The organism is Methylobacterium platani (assembly GCF_001653715.1).
Classification (GTDB): Bacteria; Pseudomonadota; Alphaproteobacteria; order Rhizobiales; family Beijerinckiaceae; genus Methylobacterium; species Methylobacterium platani.
On the sequence record NZ_LWHQ01000012.1, the window covers coordinates 1 to 16,573 of the forward strand.

The 16,573-nt window shown below is 72.4% G+C and carries 16 protein-coding genes; 8 read left to right on the forward strand and 8 right to left on the reverse strand.

Translation table 11 applies throughout. The annotated features are described in order from the left end of the window. Positions 1-172: 172 nt before the first annotated feature. Positions 173-1,744, reverse strand: a complete 1,572-nt coding sequence (locus tag A5481_RS06410) for an OpgD/OpgG family glucan biosynthesis protein (RefSeq protein ID WP_048436294.1) — start codon at positions 1,742-1,744, stop codon at positions 173-175. Positions 1,745-1,756: 12 nt separating this feature from the next. Further along, positions 1,757-1,936, reverse strand: a complete 180-nt coding sequence (locus A5481_RS06415; RefSeq protein ID WP_048436295.1) for a hypothetical protein — start codon at positions 1,934-1,936, stop codon at positions 1,757-1,759. Positions 1,937-2,157: 221 nt separating this feature from the next. Between A5481_RS06415 and A5481_RS06420 the strand changes: the two genes are divergently transcribed. Next, complete coding sequence (locus A5481_RS06420; protein WP_048436293.1) at positions 2,158-3,756, forward strand: gamma-glutamyltransferase family protein; 1,599 nt, start codon at positions 2,158-2,160, stop codon at positions 3,754-3,756. 118 nt (positions 3,757-3,874) lie between these two features. After that, positions 3,875-4,447, forward strand: a complete 573-nt coding sequence (locus A5481_RS06425; protein ID WP_048436292.1) for a hypothetical protein — start codon at positions 3,875-3,877, stop codon at positions 4,445-4,447. Here the strand turns inward: A5481_RS06425 and A5481_RS35895 are convergent. The 4 genes from A5481_RS35895 to A5481_RS06440 all read right to left on the reverse strand — a co-directional run bounded on the left by A5481_RS35895 (position 4,435) and on the right by A5481_RS06440 (position 7,288). Further along, positions 4,435-4,782, reverse strand: coding sequence for a DUF6883 domain-containing protein (locus tag A5481_RS35895; protein WP_425339765.1), 348 nt, complete (start codon positions 4,780-4,782; stop codon positions 4,435-4,437). The genes A5481_RS06425 and A5481_RS35895 overlap by 13 nt on opposite strands. After that, positions 4,751-5,050, reverse strand: a complete 300-nt coding sequence (locus tag A5481_RS06430; RefSeq protein ID WP_048436291.1) for a hypothetical protein — start codon at positions 5,048-5,050, stop codon at positions 4,751-4,753. Before A5481_RS06430 ends, A5481_RS35895 begins: the two co-directional genes overlap by 32 nt. 219 nt (positions 5,051-5,269) lie before the next feature. After that, entirely contained in the window at positions 5,270-5,869 is a 600-nt protein-coding gene (locus tag A5481_RS06435) for an ActR/PrrA/RegA family redox response regulator transcription factor (protein WP_082173418.1), read from the reverse strand. Between the two features lie 42 nt (positions 5,870-5,911). Next, entirely contained in the window at positions 5,912-7,288 is a 1,377-nt protein-coding gene (locus tag A5481_RS06440; RefSeq protein WP_048436289.1) for an ActS/PrrB/RegB family redox-sensitive histidine kinase, read from the reverse strand. A gap of 314 nt (positions 7,289-7,602) precedes the next feature. Between A5481_RS06440 and A5481_RS06445 the strand changes: the two genes are divergently transcribed. After that, the gene (locus A5481_RS06445) at positions 7,603-8,874 is read left to right on the forward strand and encodes a polyhydroxyalkanoate depolymerase (protein WP_048436288.1); all 1,272 of its coding nucleotides are present in this window, start codon (positions 7,603-7,605) and stop codon (positions 8,872-8,874) included. Between the two features lie 155 nt (positions 8,875-9,029). Then, on the forward strand, positions 9,030-9,773 hold the full coding sequence (locus A5481_RS06450; protein ID WP_064503831.1) for a M48 family metallopeptidase: 744 nt from the start codon (positions 9,030-9,032) through the stop codon (positions 9,771-9,773). Between the two features lie 7 nt (positions 9,774-9,780). Here A5481_RS06450 and A5481_RS06455 read toward each other — a convergent pair whose 3' ends face one another. Next, positions 9,781-10,146, reverse strand: coding sequence for a hypothetical protein (locus tag A5481_RS06455; RefSeq protein WP_064503832.1), 366 nt, complete (start codon positions 10,144-10,146; stop codon positions 9,781-9,783). A gap of 295 nt (positions 10,147-10,441) precedes the next feature. On the opposite strand from A5481_RS06455, the gene A5481_RS06460 reads away from it, so the two are divergent. The 4 genes from A5481_RS06460 to A5481_RS06475 are packed head-to-tail and all read left to right on the forward strand — an operon-like array spanning position 10,442 to position 15,184. After that, positions 10,442-10,957 (forward strand): invasion associated locus B family protein, encoded by a 516-nt coding sequence (locus A5481_RS06460; RefSeq protein WP_425350159.1) that lies wholly within the window; start codon positions 10,442-10,444, stop codon positions 10,955-10,957. Between the two features lie 20 nt (positions 10,958-10,977). Beyond that, entirely contained in the window at positions 10,978-11,589 is a 612-nt protein-coding gene (locus A5481_RS06465) for a hypothetical protein (RefSeq protein ID WP_064503836.1), read from the forward strand. 2 nt (positions 11,590-11,591) lie between these two features. Continuing rightward, a complete protein-coding gene (locus A5481_RS06470) occupies positions 11,592-13,568 on the forward strand; it encodes a glycosyltransferase (protein WP_064503833.1) in 1,977 nt (658 codons plus the stop codon). Beyond that, entirely contained in the window at positions 13,565-15,184 is a 1,620-nt protein-coding gene (locus A5481_RS06475) for a glycosyltransferase family 2 protein (protein WP_048435321.1), read from the forward strand. The genes A5481_RS06470 and A5481_RS06475 overlap by 4 nt, the downstream gene beginning before the upstream one ends. A 296-nt stretch (positions 15,185-15,480) precedes the next feature. Here the strand turns inward: A5481_RS06475 and purC are convergent, their stop codons facing one another. Beyond that, positions 15,481-16,275, reverse strand: a complete 795-nt coding sequence (gene purC / locus A5481_RS06480) for a phosphoribosylaminoimidazolesuccinocarboxamide synthase (protein WP_048429422.1) — start codon at positions 16,273-16,275, stop codon at positions 15,481-15,483. Positions 16,276-16,573: the final 298 nt, after the last annotated feature.

Below are 16,573 nucleotides of genomic sequence, written 5' to 3' on the forward strand. Positions count from 1 at the left end.
GGGGTAGGGGTGAGGGTGGCGCGCTTCCGTGTAAAGCTCGGACCGTCGTGCTGGCAGCGGAACGGTCGGAGCTAGACTCAGAACCGTAGCACCCTCACCCCCGGCCCCTCTCCCACTCGGGAGAGGGGAGACGCGCTCAATCTTCCTTCGGTTCGATCAACTCGAACCTGTTTCACGCCGCCGGGATGTACTGGTAGGTCCAGGTCTCGCTCAGCGTCTCCTGCCCGCGGCGCAGGAACAGCCGCAGCTCGACCGGATCCGCCCCGCTTACCGCGAGGTCGAACTCGGCCCGCCAGTGGCCCGGCACGTCGTCCGGCACCGCCTCGGTGCGGGCGAGCGGGAAGGTGCCGCGGGAGGCGGTGAGAACGGGTTCCGGCTTCACCCCGGCCGGCAGCCTGCCCAAGGGCTCGCCCAGGAACTCGACCACGAACTTGCGCACGCCCTTCGGCCGGTCGGTACCGGCCTGGCCGCCATTGCCCTCGCGGGTCGCGACGACGCGGGCGAGGTTGCTCGGATAGGGCTCGCCCGCGACCCAGTGCAGGCGGTAGGCGAGGTCGTGCGAGGAACCGGCGCTGGCCGGCTCGGCGGGCACCCACATCGCCACCACGTTGTCGTGGATCTCGTCGTCGGTCGCGTTCTCGACCAGCTGGACGCTGCCCTTGCCCCAGTCGCCGAGGGGCTCGACCCAGAGCGAGGGCCGGCGGTCGTAGTAGACGCCGTCCTGGTAGTGGTCGAACAGGCGGTCGCGCTGCATCAGGCCGAAGCCGCGCGGGCGCTCGTCGGAGAAGGCCGAGACCATGGTGCGGGGCGGGTTGCGCAGGGGCCGCCAGATCCGCTCGCCGGTGCCGGTCCAGAGCGCCAGCCCGTCCGAATCGTGCACCTCGGGCCGCCAGTCGACCGCGGTGGGCTTGGCGGTCTCGGAGAACCAGTACATCGAGGTGAGCGGCGCCAGACCGAAGCGACCGACATCCTTGCGCAGGTGCAGGCTCGCCTCGATGTCCATCACCACAGTCTTGGTGCGGCGCATCCTGAAGCGGTAGGCGCCGGCGGCCGAGGGGCCGTCGAGCAGTGTGAGCACCGTGACGGTGTCCGAATCGGCGGCCGGGGTCTCGAACCAGACATGGGTGAAGTCCGGGAATTCCTCCGGCCGATCCGCCATCACGGTGTCGAGGGCCAGCCCCCGGGCCGAGAGGCCGTACTGGTAGAGCTCGCCGATCGCCCGGAAATACGAAGCGCCGAGGAACGCCACCCAGTCGTTGCGGCGCCAGTCGAGGGGGCCGTCGCGGCGCTCCTGGAAGCGGAAGCCCGCGAAACCCGGATTCGGCGGCAGCCGACGGGCCGGCGAATCCGCCGGCATCTCGAAGGCGGCCGGATCGTAGATGATCTCGCGCGCCTGGCCGCCCTCGACCACGTGCATCCGCACCGGCTTCTGGAAGTAGCGGCCGAGATGGAAGAACGTGACCGGGAAGGTGCTCGGGCCGTCGGCCCACAGGGCGTGGTCCGGCTTGTACTTCAGCTTGCCGTGGGCGTCGTAGTCGATCGCCTGCAGGACGTCGCGGTCGGGCACGGCCGGGGCGGCGTAGGGCCGGGCGGCCATCTCCCGCGCCCGCGCCTTCAGGGCCTCGAAGCTGAAGGCCTCGGGCTTGCCGAGGGGCAGCTCGGCGCTCAACGCTTGGCTCGCCCCTTGCGGGCCGGAGCCGAGCAGGAGCGCGGCGCCGGCGAGCAGCGTACGACGGTCGATCATGGAGGTCGCGCCTTAGCGGATCGGCTCGATGCTGGTGGCCCGGCGCCAGAGCTGGACCATGATGTAGAGCGCGAACAGGCTGAACAGCACCATCAGCACGTGGCCGACGGTGTCGCCGAGCTCGAAGATGCCGGCGAGCGCCCAGCCCGCCGCGATCGCCACCGCGAACACCTCGACGCCGACCAGCACCATGATGCTGAGGATGGTGACGAGGCTGCGGGGCTTGAGGGAACCTGATGCGGGCACGCGGCCTGACCCTTGTCCGTAAGTGGCGGGGCGACGGACGCGCGGGCGCGCCTATCGTTTCATGGCTCCGGGGACTAGCCTGAAGAGCGGGGCCGGCGCAACCGCGCGGGCCCCCGCATGACCGTATCGTCATGGCGCGTTAAGCGCCGAGTCACGACAAAGGCGAGATGCCCGAAACCCCCGTCTTCTCCCGCGCGGCCTGCGCGGCCCCCCACCACCTGGCGGCCGAGGCCGGCCGGGCGATCCTCGAGGAGGGCGGCAACGCCGTCGAGGCGATGCTCGCCATGGCGGCAACCATCGCGGTGGTCTATCCCCACATGAACGGCCTCGGCGGCGACGGCTTCTGGCTGATCCGCGGGCCGACCGGCGTGGTACGGGCGATCGAGGCCTGCGGGCCGGCCGGCAGCCAGGCCACCATCCGGCGCTACCGCGACAAGGGCTACGACGCGATCCCCGAGCGCGGGCCCGACGCCGCCCTGACCGTGGCCGGCGCCGTCGGCGGCTGGGCGCTCGCCCACGGGATCGCCCGCGACCTCGGCGGACGCCTGCCCCTCGACCTCCTCCTCTCCGACGCGGTCCGGCACGCCCGCGAGGGCGTCGCGGTCTCGGCCTCCGAGGCGCGCTACGTGCCGAAGGAGCTCGACACCCTCCACGACCAGCCGGGCTTTCGCGACACCTTCCTCGTCGACGGCCGGATCCCGAAGGCCGGAGCGATGCGCAAGCTGCCGGCCCTCGCCGCCACCCTGGAGCAGCTCGGCCATGCCGGGCTGGAGGATTTCTACCGCGGCGATGTCGGCCGCGAGATCGCCGCCGACCTGGAGCGGGCCGGCAGCCCGGTCACCCGCGGCGACATCGAGCGCTACCGGGCGGTGTCGCGGGCGCCGCTGTCGCTGAAGCTGGCGGGCGCGACGGTCTACAATTGCCCGCCGCCGAGCCAGGGCCTCGCGGCGCTGATCATCCTCGGCCTCTACGAGCGTCTGGGCAGCATCCGGCCCGAGACGGCGGCGCATTACCACGGCCTGATCGAGGCGACGAAGCGGGCCTTCGCGATCCGCGACGCGGTGGTGACCGACTTCGACCGCCTGCGCCACGACCCCGCGAGCGTCCTGACGCCGAAGCGCCTGGAGGCGGAAGCCGCGGCGATCCGGATGGACCGGGCCGCGCCGACCCCGGTGCGCCCGGTCGGCGACGGCGACACGGTGTGGATGGGGGCGATCGACGGCAACGGCGTCGCGGTCTCGTACATCCAGTCGGTCTACTGGGAGTTCGGGTCGGGGGTCGTCCTGCCGCGCACCGGCCTCACCTGGCAGAATCGCGGCGTGGCCTTCTCGCTGGATCCGAACGCGGTCAACCCGCTGGAGCCGGGGCGCCGTCCGTTCCACACCCTCAACCCGGCGCTCGCCGTGCTGGCCGACGGGCGGGTGATGTCCTACGGCAGCATGGGCGGCGACGGGCAGCCGCAATTCCAGGCCCAGCTCTTCACCCGCTACGCCACCTACGGCATGGGCGTCGCCGAGGCGGTCGATGCCCCGCGCTTCCTGTTCGGCCGCACCTGGGGCGCCGAGTCGATGACCGTGAAGGTCGAGGACCGGTTCGAGTCCTCCTGCATCGCGGCGCTGTCGCGGATGGGCCACGAGGTCGAGGAACTGGGCGGCTCGTACATCGACTCGCTCGGCCATGCCGGTCTGCTCGTGCGCCATCCGGGCAACGGGCGGGTCGAGGCGACGCACGATCCGCGCTCGGATGGCGGGGCGGCGGGGGTGTGAGGCTCCAGATCCGCTCATCATGACCTTGCGACAGCCGCATCGTCGGTCTGCAACGCGGACTGCACGAAGCGGCGCCGCGCATTGCGGCGTCGACCTTTCGGCGCAAGGGCTCTTCCCGATGAAGCTCGCTGTCGCAACGCTGATCACGATGGTCGCGGCCTCGGCCCAGGCCGACACGCCGGAGCGATGCAGCCCGCTCGGCATGCTAGCCCCCGTGACGGTCGCCGATCTGCCGGTGGCGGAGCGGGACGCGGCCCGATCGACCCTCGATCGCGTCCGGTCGATCGCCCGTCATCGGGGAAGCACTGCGCCGCCGGTCCTGATGCGGCTCCCCGCGAGCCGTCCCGGCTCGGCGCATCTCGTCGCGACCGTGCCTGGAGAGGACGGACATCTCGTCGCCCTGGTCTATCATTCGACCGCCCTGCGGCAGTCGCATTCGTTGGTGGATGCGCGGCCGGTCCTCGTCGAGGGCGTTCAGGAGCCGAGACTCCAGGGAATCCGGGAGACCGATGGCATCTCCTTCCGACTGTACGACTTCGGCGATCATGAGATCAGCGTGAGCGAGTCCGCGACTCACCCGGCGGTGGACGGCAAGTTTTTCGGGCGGATCAGACGATCGGTCGTGATCGAGACCGGCTACAGCTTCGACGGGCCATCGTCCTGCCGGTTGGTACGGGGTCAGAACGGGTAGGCGGTGATGAGCCGTCCGACGAGATCCGACCCCAGGACTTGCCACACGGATCTCACGCGCCCCGTGAGACCTGTCGGTGACGCGATCGGCCCTTCGAACATGAAGCGCACATCGTAGGGTGTGACCTTCGGTGGCTGCGAGACGCTGCTCGGACACGCGGGGTGCGCCAGAAGTGCTGCCGCCAACATGCCGGGCTCGGAGGGATCGAAGCCGTAGCTGATGAAATATCGTGCTTTCGGCCCACCACTCGGATGGGCGGGATTCAGAAGGTAACCGGAGATCTTGAGAGCGTCGATCGCGAAGCTAGTGGGAGAAGCTGGATGCGAGATCTGCACGCGCCGCCCCCGGTATCGGCTTCAGCTTCGCCAATTCGATCGTCGCGAAGACCGGAATCGGGTGGCCCGCGTCTGACACTCTCTGACTCCCGAACTCGACCAGATATGCGGCACCATCGCCGAGAACGGACAGGACCGTCCCGCGCGAGCCTTCGCGAATGGTCTCTCCCTCGTCGCCTTCCACGTCGGTGCGAACCACGACCTGATCGAGTTCGTGGATGCAGGTGGATGTAACGGGAAGCGAGGTGTAGGCGAGGTGCGCGGCCACGGCGACACTCCCGGGGTTCGAGGAGATGCGGGTGCGAGGGTAGTCCGCACGTCGCATCACGGACAAGAGGCATGCGCGTCGATCGCATTCCCGCTTCGATCGGAGCCGTCGGACCCGGTCGCACCCGCGAACTCTTCGCGGACTTCTGCGACATCCCCGACATGCGAAGGGCCCGACGCTTCCCGGCGCCGGGCCCTTCGCGATTCGGACATCACGGCTTCAGCGCGGCGCGCGCTTGGCGAGGATCCGCTGCAGCGTGCGCCGGTGCATGTTGAGCCGGCGCGCCGTCTCCGAGACGTTGCGGCCGCAGAGTTCGTAGACGCGCTGGATGTGCTCCCAGCGCACCCGGTCGGCCGACATCGGGTTCTCGGGCGGGTCGGCCCGCTCGCCGGGCTCGGCCATCAGGGTACCGTGGATCTCGTCGGCGTCGGCGGGCTTGGCGAGGTAGTCGAAGGCGCCGAGCTTCACCGCGGTGACGGCGGTGGCGATGTTGCCGTAGCCGGTCAGGATCACGCCGCGGGCCTCGGGCCGGCGCTCCTTCAGGCGGGCGATCACGTCGAGGCCGTTGCCGTCGGCCAGGCGCATATCGATGACCGCGAAGGCCGGCGGCTGCGCGTCGACCGCCGAGACGCCCTCGGCCACGCTTTCCGCCACGTGCACCCGGTAGCCGCGCGCCTCCATGGCCCGGGCCAGCCGGGTCGAGAACGGCTTGTCGTCGTCCACGATCAGCAGGCTGCGGTCGGCGTGGTTGAGGAGGGCGTCGCCCTCCGGGATGGTGCCGGCCGAGGCCTCCGGGCTGAGTGTTCCGTACTGCGTCATCAAACGACGCTCCTCCAGCTTTCAATCAGCAAGTTCAGAGCGTTATATAGGAGCGTCGCGGCCCTGCGTCAGGGGTGCGGCACCCCCCGTGCCCGGGTTTCGCCGGCCTTTCGCCTCCCTCTCGAAAACGTGACGCGGCCAGACGATCCGCACCACCGCGCCGGTCGAGGGATCGACCGCGTTGGCGAGGTTGAGCTGCGCGCCCGAGCGCTCGATCAGCGTCTTGGCGATGAACAGCCCGAGGCCGAGGCCCGTGCCGCCGTCCGAGCCCGCCCTGGCGGCGCTGCGGGTGCTGACATAGGGCTCGCCGACCCGCAGCAGCACCTCCGTCGCGAAGCCCGGCCCGTCGTCGCGGATCTCGAGCGCGACCCGGTCGGCGCTCCAGCGCGCCTCGATCGACACGCAGCTCTCGGCGAAGTCGACCGCGTTGTCGACGATGTTGCCCAGGCCGAACATCACCCCGGGATTGCGCCGGCAGGCCGGCTCCGGCCCGTCGCCCTTCGTCGTCACGTCGAGCACGATGCCGAGCGCGCGCTGGGGCGCCACCAGTTCCTCGACGAGGTGGCTGAGCGAGATCGTCTCGATGAAGCCGCCCTGGTCGGCGTCGAGCGAGGTGAGCTTGGCGAGGATGCCGCGGCAGCGCTCGACCTGGTCGCGCAGGAGCGCCAGGTCCTCGGCGACGCTCGGGCTCGCGGCGGGGCCGAGCTGGCGGTCGAGCTCCTTGGCCACCACCGTGATGGTGGCGAGCGGCGTGCCGAGCTCGTGGGCGGCGGCCGCCGCCAGCCCGTCGAGCTGCGACAGGTGCTGCTCGCGGGCGAGCACCAGCTCGGTCGCGGCGAGCGCCTGGGCGAGCTGGCGCGCCTCCTCGGCGACGCGCCAGGCGTAGACGCCCGTGAAGGCGGTCCCGAGCAGGATCGCGGTCCAGACGCCCGAGACGTACAGGAACGGCAGTTCGAGCGTCTCGCCGGCGAACCACGGCAGCGGCCGGTAGACCAGGGCGAGCAGCGTCGCGAGGCCGACGGCGAGCAGGCCGAGCGCCAGGGTCCGGGCCGGGGGGAGGGCGGTGGCGGAGATCAGCACGGGGGCGAGGAACAGGAGCGCGAACGGGTTCTGCAGGCCCCCGGTGAGGAAGAGCAGGGCGGCGAGCTGGATGATGTCGAAGGCCAGCAGCAGCACCGCGGCGTCGTCGCTGAGCCGGTGGCTCGCCGGGTAGCGGATGCGCAGCGTGAGGTTGAGCCAGGACGAGGCCGCGATGACGAGGAAGCACCAGCCGAAGGGCAGCGGCAGGCCGAGCCCGAGATGGGCGCCGGCGACGGCAGCGCCCTGGCCGGCGACGGCGAGCCATCGCAGCCGCACCAGGGTCTCGAGGCGCAGGTGGCGGGCGTCGCGCACCAGGTCGGTCGGCGAGGTCTCGAACATCGCCGAGACGATAGTGCGGCGGCGCCCGCCGCCCAGGGCGCAGGGCGCGGAAACCCTCCGCGGTCCGGCGCGTTCTCTCCATCCGTGCAAGGGCCGGCCCCGGGTGGCTCCCCGCCTCCCGGCCCGGTTTTCCGAAATCTCGGAATGCTCGCGGGGGTTGAGGTAAAAAGGGCACAGTTCCACTTTTTGACAGCTTGGTTTTCCCTAGATGTTGCCCTTGAATACCGATACTCTATTGTCCGACCTTCTGTCGGGTCGGGCGTCTCTCGGCGACGGGTGCGCGCGTCGCCGGGTCAAGCGTGGACGGTGGCGTCATGGATCTCTCGTATTTCTGGTATGAAGCGGCGCACTGGATGCTGACGCCCGCCCGGGTGGCCGCCGACGCCACGCAGCTCGCGTTCAAGAACCCCGCCAACCCGATGACCTACACGCCCTACGGCCGGACCGTGACGGCGGCGTGCGAGATGTTCGAGCGCACCACGCGGCGCTACGGCAAGCCGGCCTTCAACCTGCCCCGCACCACCGTGGAGGGCGTGCCCGCCGAGGTGAGCGAGCGGATCGTGTGGTCGAAGCCGTTCTGCCAGGTGATCAAGTTCGACCGCGCCTTCAAGCGCCCGCCGGCCGAGGCCCAGCCGAAGGTGCTGGTGGTGGCGCCGATGTCGGGCCACTACGCCACGCTCCTGCGCGGCACCGTCGAGGCGCTGCTGCCGGCCCACGAGGTGATGATCACCGACTGGATCGACGCCCGCATGGTGCCGCTCGAGGCCGGCCGCTTCGACCTCGACACCTACATCGACTACCTGATCGACATGTTCCAGGCCTTCGGGCCGGACCTGCACGTGATCGCGGTCTGCCAGCCCTCGGTGCCGGTCTTCGCGGCCGTCGCCCGGATGGAGGCCGACGGCCTGCCCGGCGTGCCGACCTCCATGACCCTGATGGGCGGCCCGATCGACACCCGCCGCTCGCCGACCGCGGTGAACTGCCTCGCCGCCGAACGCGGCTCGGAGTGGTTCAAGCGCAACTGCATCACCGTGGTGCCGCCGGGCTATCCCGGCACCTGGCGCGAGGTCTATCCAGGCTTCTTCCAGCTCTCCGGCTTCATGGGCATGAACCTCGACCGTCACCTGACGGCGCACTGGGACATGTTCAAGCACCTCGTGCGCCACGACGGCGACTCGGCCGAGAAGCACCGCGAGTTCTACGACGAGTACCTGTCGGTGATGGACCTGACGGCGGAATTCTACCTCCAGACCGTCAACACCGTCTTCGTCGAGCACGCCCTGCCGAAGGGCGAGATGCGCCACCACGGCGTGCTCGTCGATCCCAAGGCGATCCGCCACTGCGCCATCATGGCGGTGGAGGGCGAGAACGACGACATCTCGGGCGTCGGCCAGACCCTGGCAGCCCTCGACCTGACGCCGAACCTGGACGCCGGGCGCAAGCTCTATCACCTGCAGAAGGGCGTCGGCCATTACGGCGTCTTCAACGGCTCGCGCTTCCGCGCCCACATCGCGCCGCGCATCTCCGCCTTCATGCACGCGATGCAGGGCACGCAGGCCGCTGCCGACCTGCGCGAGGCCTCCTGATCCTCGAGCCCCGGCGCCGCCGTCGCGGCGCCGGACCGGCCTGACCGGCGATGTCGCCGGTCAGCCGCCTGCGCGCCTGGTTCCTGAACCTCGTCGCCGCCGCGCGACCAACCGGGCCGCTGACACGCGCGGGGTCTCCCGGGTACAAAGGTGGCATGCGAGTCGCGCTCCTGCGCCGTTCGGCGCCCGAACCCACCCACGTCACCGTCATCCACGCCGGCACCTGCTACCCGGTCGCCGTGCGCCGTCGTTCCGCGGCCCGGCGCATCACCCTGCGGGTGTCGAGCGCCACCGGCGAGATCGTCCTGACCCTGCCGGAGCGCATCGACCTCGCGGCGGCGCAGCGCTTCGCCGATTCGCACGGCGCCTGGATCGCCGCCCGGGTCGCGAAGCTGCCCGAGCGCGTCGCCTTCGTGCCGGGCGCGGTCGTGCCGCTGCGCGGCGTGCCGCACCGGATCCTGCACTGGTCGACGGTGTCGGGCGCGACGGTCGCCACGACGGCGCCGGACGGCACGCCGGTGATCGCGGTCTCCTGCGGCCTGCCCCATGTCGGCCGGCGCGTGCGCGATTTCCTCGAGGCCGAGGCCCGCCGCGACCTGACGGCGGCGGTCGCCCGCCATGCCGGCGCGCTCGGCCGGACCCCGAAGCGCCTGACCGTGCGCGACACCCGCAGCCGCTGGGGCTCGTGCTCGGCCGCGGGCCAACTCAACTTCTCCTGGCGCCTCGTCATGGCGCCGCCCGCGGTGCTCGACTACCTCGCGGCGCACGAGGTCGCGCACCTCGCCGAGATGAACCACTCGGACCGGTTCTGGCGCGTCGTCGCCGGCCTCTACCCGGATTACGACGAACCCGAGGCCTGGCTGAAGCGGCACGGCACCGAGCTGCACCGCTACGGTTGAGCGAGGCTCAGCCCCGGGTGCGCACCACCACGATGCGCTCCGCCGGCCAGGCCGGGCGCGGGTCGACGTGGCCCGGATAGAGGGTGCGCGGCGCGATGCTGTCGCAGTTCTCGCGCTGGCGCAGGATGATCTCGCCGTTCTCGCCCCGGCGCCGGATCACGCCGCCGTCGCGGCAGAAGCCGGCGATCTCGGCCGAGCGCGCGGCGCGGCGCCCGCGCGGGTTGCGCGGCACCGGCGGGTGCTCGATCGTCAGCGTCGCGTCCCGGTTGAGCGAGCGCTCGATATAGGTCGTCTCGTCGACCGGCAGCGGCTCGGCCGCGGCCGCACCGGCGGCGAGGACCAGGAAGGCGAGGGAGGTGGCGGCGCGTCTCATCGGGGCGGCTCTCGCGAGAGGGGGAGGGGCGGTGGCGACCGGTCCGTCCGGCGGGGATCGGCGCAGGGGATCGTTATGAACCGGAAACCATGTGAAACCACTAACGATAGCCGGCGGCGAGGGCCGGCCCGACCTCTACGGTTAAGCCTGCGCGCCCGCACGGGTTCCCTGTCGCGACGGTGCCGGATCGGCGCCTCGGCTTGACAGCATCCCGGCCCCGTGGTCGGAACGCCCCTGACCGGCGGATGGCCGGGGCAGCGGAGCGGTGAGCGGCGTGGGAGAGAGCTTGCAACGGATCGGACGCCGGCTGCGGGCCGCCAGCCTCGGACTCGTCGTCGGTGCCGGCCTGGCCTTGGGCCTTCCTGTCACCGGCGCCCTGGCGCAGGGCGCGGTCAAGCAGACCTTCGACGACTGGCAGCTGCGCTGCGAGACGCCGGCCGGCGCCAAGGCCGAGCAATGCGCCCTGGTGCAGTACGTCGCCGCCGAGGACCGGCCGAACCTGTCGCTGGTCGTCATCGTGCTCAAGACCGCCGACAACCGCGGCACGCTGCTGCGGGTGGTGGCGCCCCTCGGCGTCCTGCTGCCCTCGGGGCTCGGCCTCAAGGTCGACCAGGCCGAGATCGGCCGCACCCAGTTCGTCCGCTGCCTCTCGACCGGCTGCGTCGCCGAGGTCGTGATGGACGACAAGCTCATCAACCAGCTCAAGACCGGCCAGCAGGCCACCTTCATCGTCTTCCAGACGCCGGAGGAAGGGGTCGGGATTCCGCTCTCCCTCAAGGGGTTCAAGGAAGGCTTCGACAGCCTGAAGTGATCGACGACCGGGAGAGGACCGTGACGGCTCGTAGTCTGCGCACCCTCGGATTCGCCCTGACGCTGGCGGCGCTCGCCGGCCCCGCACGGGCCCAGACCGCCGCCGCGCCGCAGGACGAGGGCAACGCCTTCACCAACATCTTCAAGTACGGCGGCACCACCAAGCCGCCGGAGGCGCCGCCCAGCCTCGACGACGTCTACTGCCCGATCATCGACGTCACCGAGGGCGGCTCCGCGCTGCAGACCATGGCCGGCGGCAGCGTGCGCACGCAGATCCGCCTCGGCCAGCTCAGCCGCTCGTGCCGGCCCGCGCCGGACGGCAGCACGGTCGTGACCGTCGGCGTGCAGGGCATGGTCCTGCTCGGGCCCGGCGGCGCCCCCGGCCGCTTCACCGCACCGGTCACCGTCACGCTGAAGCGCGGCACCACGATCATCGGCCGGCGCACCCAGCAGGGCGTCGCGACGATCCCGGCGGGCCAGGCCAGCGGCAGCTTCACGGTGGTCGACGAGGGCTTCGTCGTCCCCGCCGCCCAGGCCAGGGAGTTCGAGATCGAGGTCGGACTCGGCGGCGTCGCGAAGCCCGGGCGGGCGCCGCGGCGCAAGCCGGCCGCCGCCGCACCGGCCGACGGGTGACGGTGGCGGCCCGCGCCTGCCGCATCGCACCCCGCACGGACGATCCGGACTTCACCCGCGCGCTGGTTCCGGACGCACCGGCCGCCGGGCGCTGGCTCGCCCTCGATTACGCCCTCGACCGGTTCGCCGAGCCGGTGCGGCCGCTGCTGCGGTTCGTGCGGGCCGACGGCACCCACGAGGACGCCTTGCTGCCCGGCCCGGTGCTCGGGCGCGCCGTCTGGCTCGGCCCGGTGCCGCCGGGCACGACGGACATCCTGCTCGCCGCGCCGGCCGAGGGCTTCCGGATCGAGGCGGCGCGGCTTCTCTCCCGCTTCTCCATGCTCGCCCTGTGCGCCCGCCGCCGGCCGGGCAAGCTGCCGGTCGCACTCTACCAGTGGCTGCGCCGCGACGCGCGCCGCCTGCGCAACACCCTGCGCATCGCCGCCGGCGTCAGGCCCCTGGCGCAGTACCCGGTCTGGAAGGCCGAGCGCGCCCGCGCCTTCGAGCCCGCCCTCGACCGGGCGCCGCCCGGCCAGCCGCGCCTCGGCCTGATCCTGGAGGCCGCGCCGGCGGAGGCCGAGGCGGTGCGGCGCACCCTGGCCGCCCTCCTGGCGCAGAGCCATCGCGACTGGCGCCTCGCCTTGCTCTGGCGCGGCCCGGCCCCCGCCGGCCTGCCCGCCGATCCGCGGATTGCCGGCGACGACCGGCCGGACGGTGTCGCGATCGGCCACCTGCGGCCCGGCGACGTATTGGCGCCCGACGCGCTCGCCCACCTCGCCGCCGCCTTCGCGGGGTCCGAGCCCGCCGACCTCGCCTATGCCGACAGCGAGGAGGAGACGCCCGAGGGCCTGCGCCCGCGTCTCAAGCCGGGCTGGAGCCCGGACCTCGCCTTGACGACGCTCTATCCCGGGCGGCCGCTCCTCGTCGGGGCGGCGCTGGCGGCCCGGTGCGGCTGGGAGCCGGGCACGGGCGCCCGCGCGCTCCTCCTCGCCGCGACCCTGGCGGGGCCCGCGCGCGCGCGCCGCATTCCCCGCATCCTCTGCCGCACGGCGCCTGAGGCGCCCGATCCCGACGGCCACGCGGTCGACCTCGCCGCAGCCTTGTCCTCAGCCGGGCATCCCGCCGCGCCGGCGCGGAACGGCGCCGTCCTCGACCTCGACTGGCCGCTGCCCGACCCGCCGCCGCTCGTCTCGGTCGTCGTCCCGACCCGGGACCGGCCGGAACTGCTGCAGGTGGCGGTCCGGGGCGTCCTGCACGACACCGCCTATCCGGCCCTCGAACTCGTCGTCGTCGACAACGGCTCGACCGATCCGGCGGTCGCGGCGCTCTACGCCCAGTGGCGGTCCGATCCGCGGGTGCGGATCCTCGACCGGCCCGGCCCGTTCAACTTCTCGCGCCTCGTCAACGACGGCGTCGCGGCGAGCCGCGGCGCGGTGCTGGTGCTCCTCAACAACGACGTCGAGGTGCTGCATCCCGACTGGCTGTCGGCGATGGTGCGCCAGGCCCTGCGGCCGGGGGTCGGCGCCGTCGGGGCCAAGCTCCTGTTCGGCAACGGCCGGATCCAGCATGCCGGCGTCGTGGTCGGGCTCGGCGGCCGGGCCGGGCACATCCTGCGCAACCGCCCGGCCGACACGCCGGGCCATCTCGGCCGTCTCACCGTGGCGCACGAGGTCGCCGGCGTCACCGCCGCCTGCCTGGCGGTGGCGCGGGAGAAGTTCGCGGCGGTCGGCGGGCTCGATGCCGAGGCCTTCCCGGTCGATTTCAACGACATCGACCTCTGCCTGCGCCTCGGCGCCCGGGGCTGGACCTCGGTCTGGACCCCGAGGGCGGTGCTCGCCCACCACGAATCGGTCAGCCGCGGCCCGAGCGTCGGCCCGGCCCGGGCCCGGTTCGACGCGGAGGGCGACCGCTTCGCCACCCGCTGGCGGGCGGTGATCCGCGACGATCCGTATTACCACCCCGCCTTCTCGGTCACGACCTTCGGGGAGGAGCTGGAATGAGGCTGCCGCCTCACCCGGCCTTCGATACGCTCCGCTTCGCCGAAGGCGAGCCCGGCCCGGTCCTGCGCTGGCTCGTCCGCCTGCTGCGCGCGGCCCAGCGCCCGGGCGAGGCCCGGGGCGTCCTCGCCGCGGCACTCGCGGGCAAGCGGGTGCGGGCCCGCGACCGGGCTGCGATCCTCTGGGGCGCCCGCCACGCCCTGCATCCGCCCCCGATCCCGCCCGGCGAGGCCGAGGCCGTGCCGGGCCTGCGCGTCGCGACCCCGGACGCGATCCGCCGCGACGGCGCCGGGCCGGCCGGGATCGTCGTGCTGACGGCGCCCGGCCACCGCCTCCTGCCGGGAGCGCCGACCGCCATCGCCGACGCCTTCGCGGCGGATGCGGAACTCGGCGCCCTCTACGGCGACGCGGTGGTGCTCGGGCCGGAGGGGCGGCCGCTTCTGCCGGTCCTGCGGCCGGCCTTCGATCCCGACTACCTGCTCGCCGCCGACTATCTCGGCCCGGTGGTGGCGGTCCGGCGGGCGCTGCTCGACCGGCTCGGGCTCGACCCGGCGCTCCCCGGCGCGGAGACCGCCGACCTGCTGCTGCGGCTCGCCGCCGAGGGGGGAGGCGTGCGCCACCTGCCGCGGCCGCTCTCGACCTGGGCGCCGGTCGAGGCCGCGCCGCCGGACGCCTGGGTCCGGTCGCGTCGGGCCCTCGCCGAGCGCCGTCTCGCCGGGGCGGGCCGCGTCGAGGCGCAGGGCGGGATCGTCTCGCTGCGCCGCGACCTGCCGGCGCCGCCCCTCGCCACCGTGATCGTCCCGACCCGCGACCGGGTCGAGCTGCTGCGCGCCTGCATCGAGAGCATCCGGGCCCATACCGACTGGCCGGAGCTCGAGCTCATCGTCTGCGACAACGACAGCCGCCACCCGCGCACCCTCGCCTATCTCCGGCGCCTGGAGGACGAGGGGGTGCGGGTGATGCCCTGTCCCGGGCCGTTCAACTTCGCGGCGATGAACAACCGGGCCGCGGCGCAGGCGCGCGGCGCGCTCCTGGTCTTCGTCAACAACGACGTGGCGGCGTTCCGCGACGACTGGCTGCGCCGGATGGCCGAGGAGGCGCTGCGGCCGGAGGTCGGCGCCGTCGGCGCCAAGCTCCTCGATGCGCGCGGGCGGATCCAGCACGGCGGCATCGTGCTCGGCACCGGCGGCCTCGTCACCCACGCGCATCGCCATTTCCCCGGCGCGGCGCCGGGCTATCTCGCCTCCCTGCAGGCGACGCACAGGGTCTCGGCCGTGACGGCGGCCTGCCTCGCCGTGGAATCCGAAAAATTCCGGGCGGTCGGCGGCTTCGACGAGGCGGCCTTCGCGGTCGATTTCAACGACGTCGACCTCTGCCTGCGGCTCGAGGCGGGGGGCTGGCGGACCCTGATGGTGCCGGGCGCCGTGCTCCACCACCACGAGGCGGCGAGCCGGCGCTGGAACCCGGAGGCGCGCGAGCGCCACGAGGCCGAGGTGGCGCGCCTGCGGGCGCGCTGGGGCGCGCGGCTCGACGCCGATCCCTGGTATCATCCGGGCTTCGACCCGCGAGCGGGGACGCATGTACGGTTGCGGCGGTGGGATGGGGCGGGGCCGCGGTGAGACGCGTCGCCGGCCGGGACCCCTGACGATGGCACCCCGTCGTCCCGGGGTCGGGCAACGGGACCCGCGATCCATCGCCGCCGATGCGGGATGACGCGGGACGGACACCGCCCGGCCATCGACCTTCAAGCGGGTATTGACCCCGGATTCTCGGCTGCGCCGAGCCCCGGGACGGCACGGAGGAGGTCGGGGCCGGGGTATCCGCCGCGACGGGCTCCGTGCCGAACGACGACGGGGCCGCCCCCTTCCGGAAGCGGCCCCGTCGTCATCTCGTGCCGGCGGTCGTGCCGGCGGCCTTACTGCACCAGGCGCGGTCCGCCGGTCTGCACCTTCTCGTTCTCGCCCAGGATGCCGAGGCGGCGGGCCACCTCGGAATAGGCCTCGATCAGGCCGCCGAGATCCTTGCGGAAGCGGTCCTTGTCGAGCTTGTCCTGGCTCTTGATGTCCCACAGGCGGCAGGAATCCGGGGAGATCTCGTCGGCGACGACGATGCGCATCATGTCGCCCTCCCAGAGCCGGCCGGTCTCCATCTTGAAGTCGACGAGGCGGATGCCGACGCCGAGGAAGAGACCCGACATGAAGTCGTTGACCCGGATGGCCAGGGCCATGATGTCGTCGATCTCCTGCGGCGTCGCCCAGCCGAAGGCGGTGATGTGCTCCTCCGACACCATCGGGTCGTTGAGCTGGTCGTTCTTGTAGTAGAACTCGATGATCGAGCGCGGGAGCTGGGTGCCCTCCTCGAGGCCGAGCCGCGTCGCCAGCGAGCCCGCCGCCACGTTGCGCACCACCACTTCGAGCGGGATGATCTCGACCTCGCGGATCAGCTGCTCGCGCATGTTGAGCCGGCGGATGAAGTGCGTCGGCACGCCGATGTCGTTGAGGTGCTGGAACACGAACTCGGAGATCCGGTTGTTCAGCACGCCCTTGCCGTCGATCACCTCGTGCTTCTTGGCGTTGAAGGCGGTCGCGTCGTCCTTGAAATGCTGGATGAGCGTGCCGGGCTCGGGACCCTCGTAGAGGACCTTCGCCTTGCCCTCGTAGATGCGACGGCGGCGATTCATAGGCGTGTACCGTGGTTTGAGGAAGTCCATGGGGCCGAGGCTCCTGACGACGTGTGGGACCCGCGGCGCGGCGACCTCCGAGACGAGGAGGTCGGGCCGGGGGACGCGTCGATCCGGGGCGTCCCGGCGGCCGGGGGCAAATTACCCGAACCGCGAAGGCAGCACAACGCGATAGCCGGAACGCCCGGGGTTGGGCCCGGCCGCCGCTGCGATGGATTGCGGTCGTTGGTCGCGTCGATATGCGCATGGGGCGACCGTGATGCAAGCGTGGCGGGAGGGGGCGGCATGTCGCGGATGCGGGCTCCGCGCCTCGACGGCGCTCCCCCGC

What these genes read in the sequence shown, in the direction of transcription:
- A5481_RS06440 (WP_048436289.1), bottom strand. Translation starts at nt 7,288, where the DNA reads ATGTTCGAGACCTCGCCGACCGACCTGGTGCGCGACGCCCGCCACCTG.
- A5481_RS06420 (WP_048436293.1), top strand. Translation starts at nt 2,158, where the DNA reads ATGCCCGAAACCCCCGTCTTCTCCCGCGCGGCCTGCGCGGCCCCCCAC.
- purC (WP_048429422.1), bottom strand. Translation starts at nt 16,275, where the DNA reads ATGGACTTCCTCAAACCACGGTACACGCCTATGAATCGCCGCCGTCGC.
- A5481_RS06445 (WP_048436288.1), top strand. Translation starts at nt 7,603, where the DNA reads ATGGATCTCTCGTATTTCTGGTATGAAGCGGCGCACTGGATGCTGACG.
- A5481_RS06455 (WP_064503832.1), bottom strand. Translation starts at nt 10,146, where the DNA reads ATGAGACGCGCCGCCACCTCCCTCGCCTTCCTGGTCCTCGCCGCCGGT.
- A5481_RS06435 (WP_082173418.1), bottom strand. Translation starts at nt 5,869, where the DNA reads ATGACGCAGTACGGAACACTCAGCCCGGAGGCCTCGGCCGGCACCATC.
- A5481_RS06475 (WP_048435321.1), top strand. Translation starts at nt 13,565, where the DNA reads ATGAGGCTGCCGCCTCACCCGGCCTTCGATACGCTCCGCTTCGCCGAA.
- A5481_RS06415 (WP_048436295.1), bottom strand. Translation starts at nt 1,936, where the DNA reads ATGGTGCTGGTCGGCGTCGAGGTGTTCGCGGTGGCGATCGCGGCGGGC.
- A5481_RS06450 (WP_064503831.1), top strand. Translation starts at nt 9,030, where the DNA reads ATGCGAGTCGCGCTCCTGCGCCGTTCGGCGCCCGAACCCACCCACGTC.
- A5481_RS06410 (WP_048436294.1), bottom strand. Translation starts at nt 1,744, where the DNA reads ATGATCGACCGTCGTACGCTGCTCGCCGGCGCCGCGCTCCTGCTCGGC.
- A5481_RS06425 (WP_048436292.1), top strand. Translation starts at nt 3,875, where the DNA reads ATGAAGCTCGCTGTCGCAACGCTGATCACGATGGTCGCGGCCTCGGCC.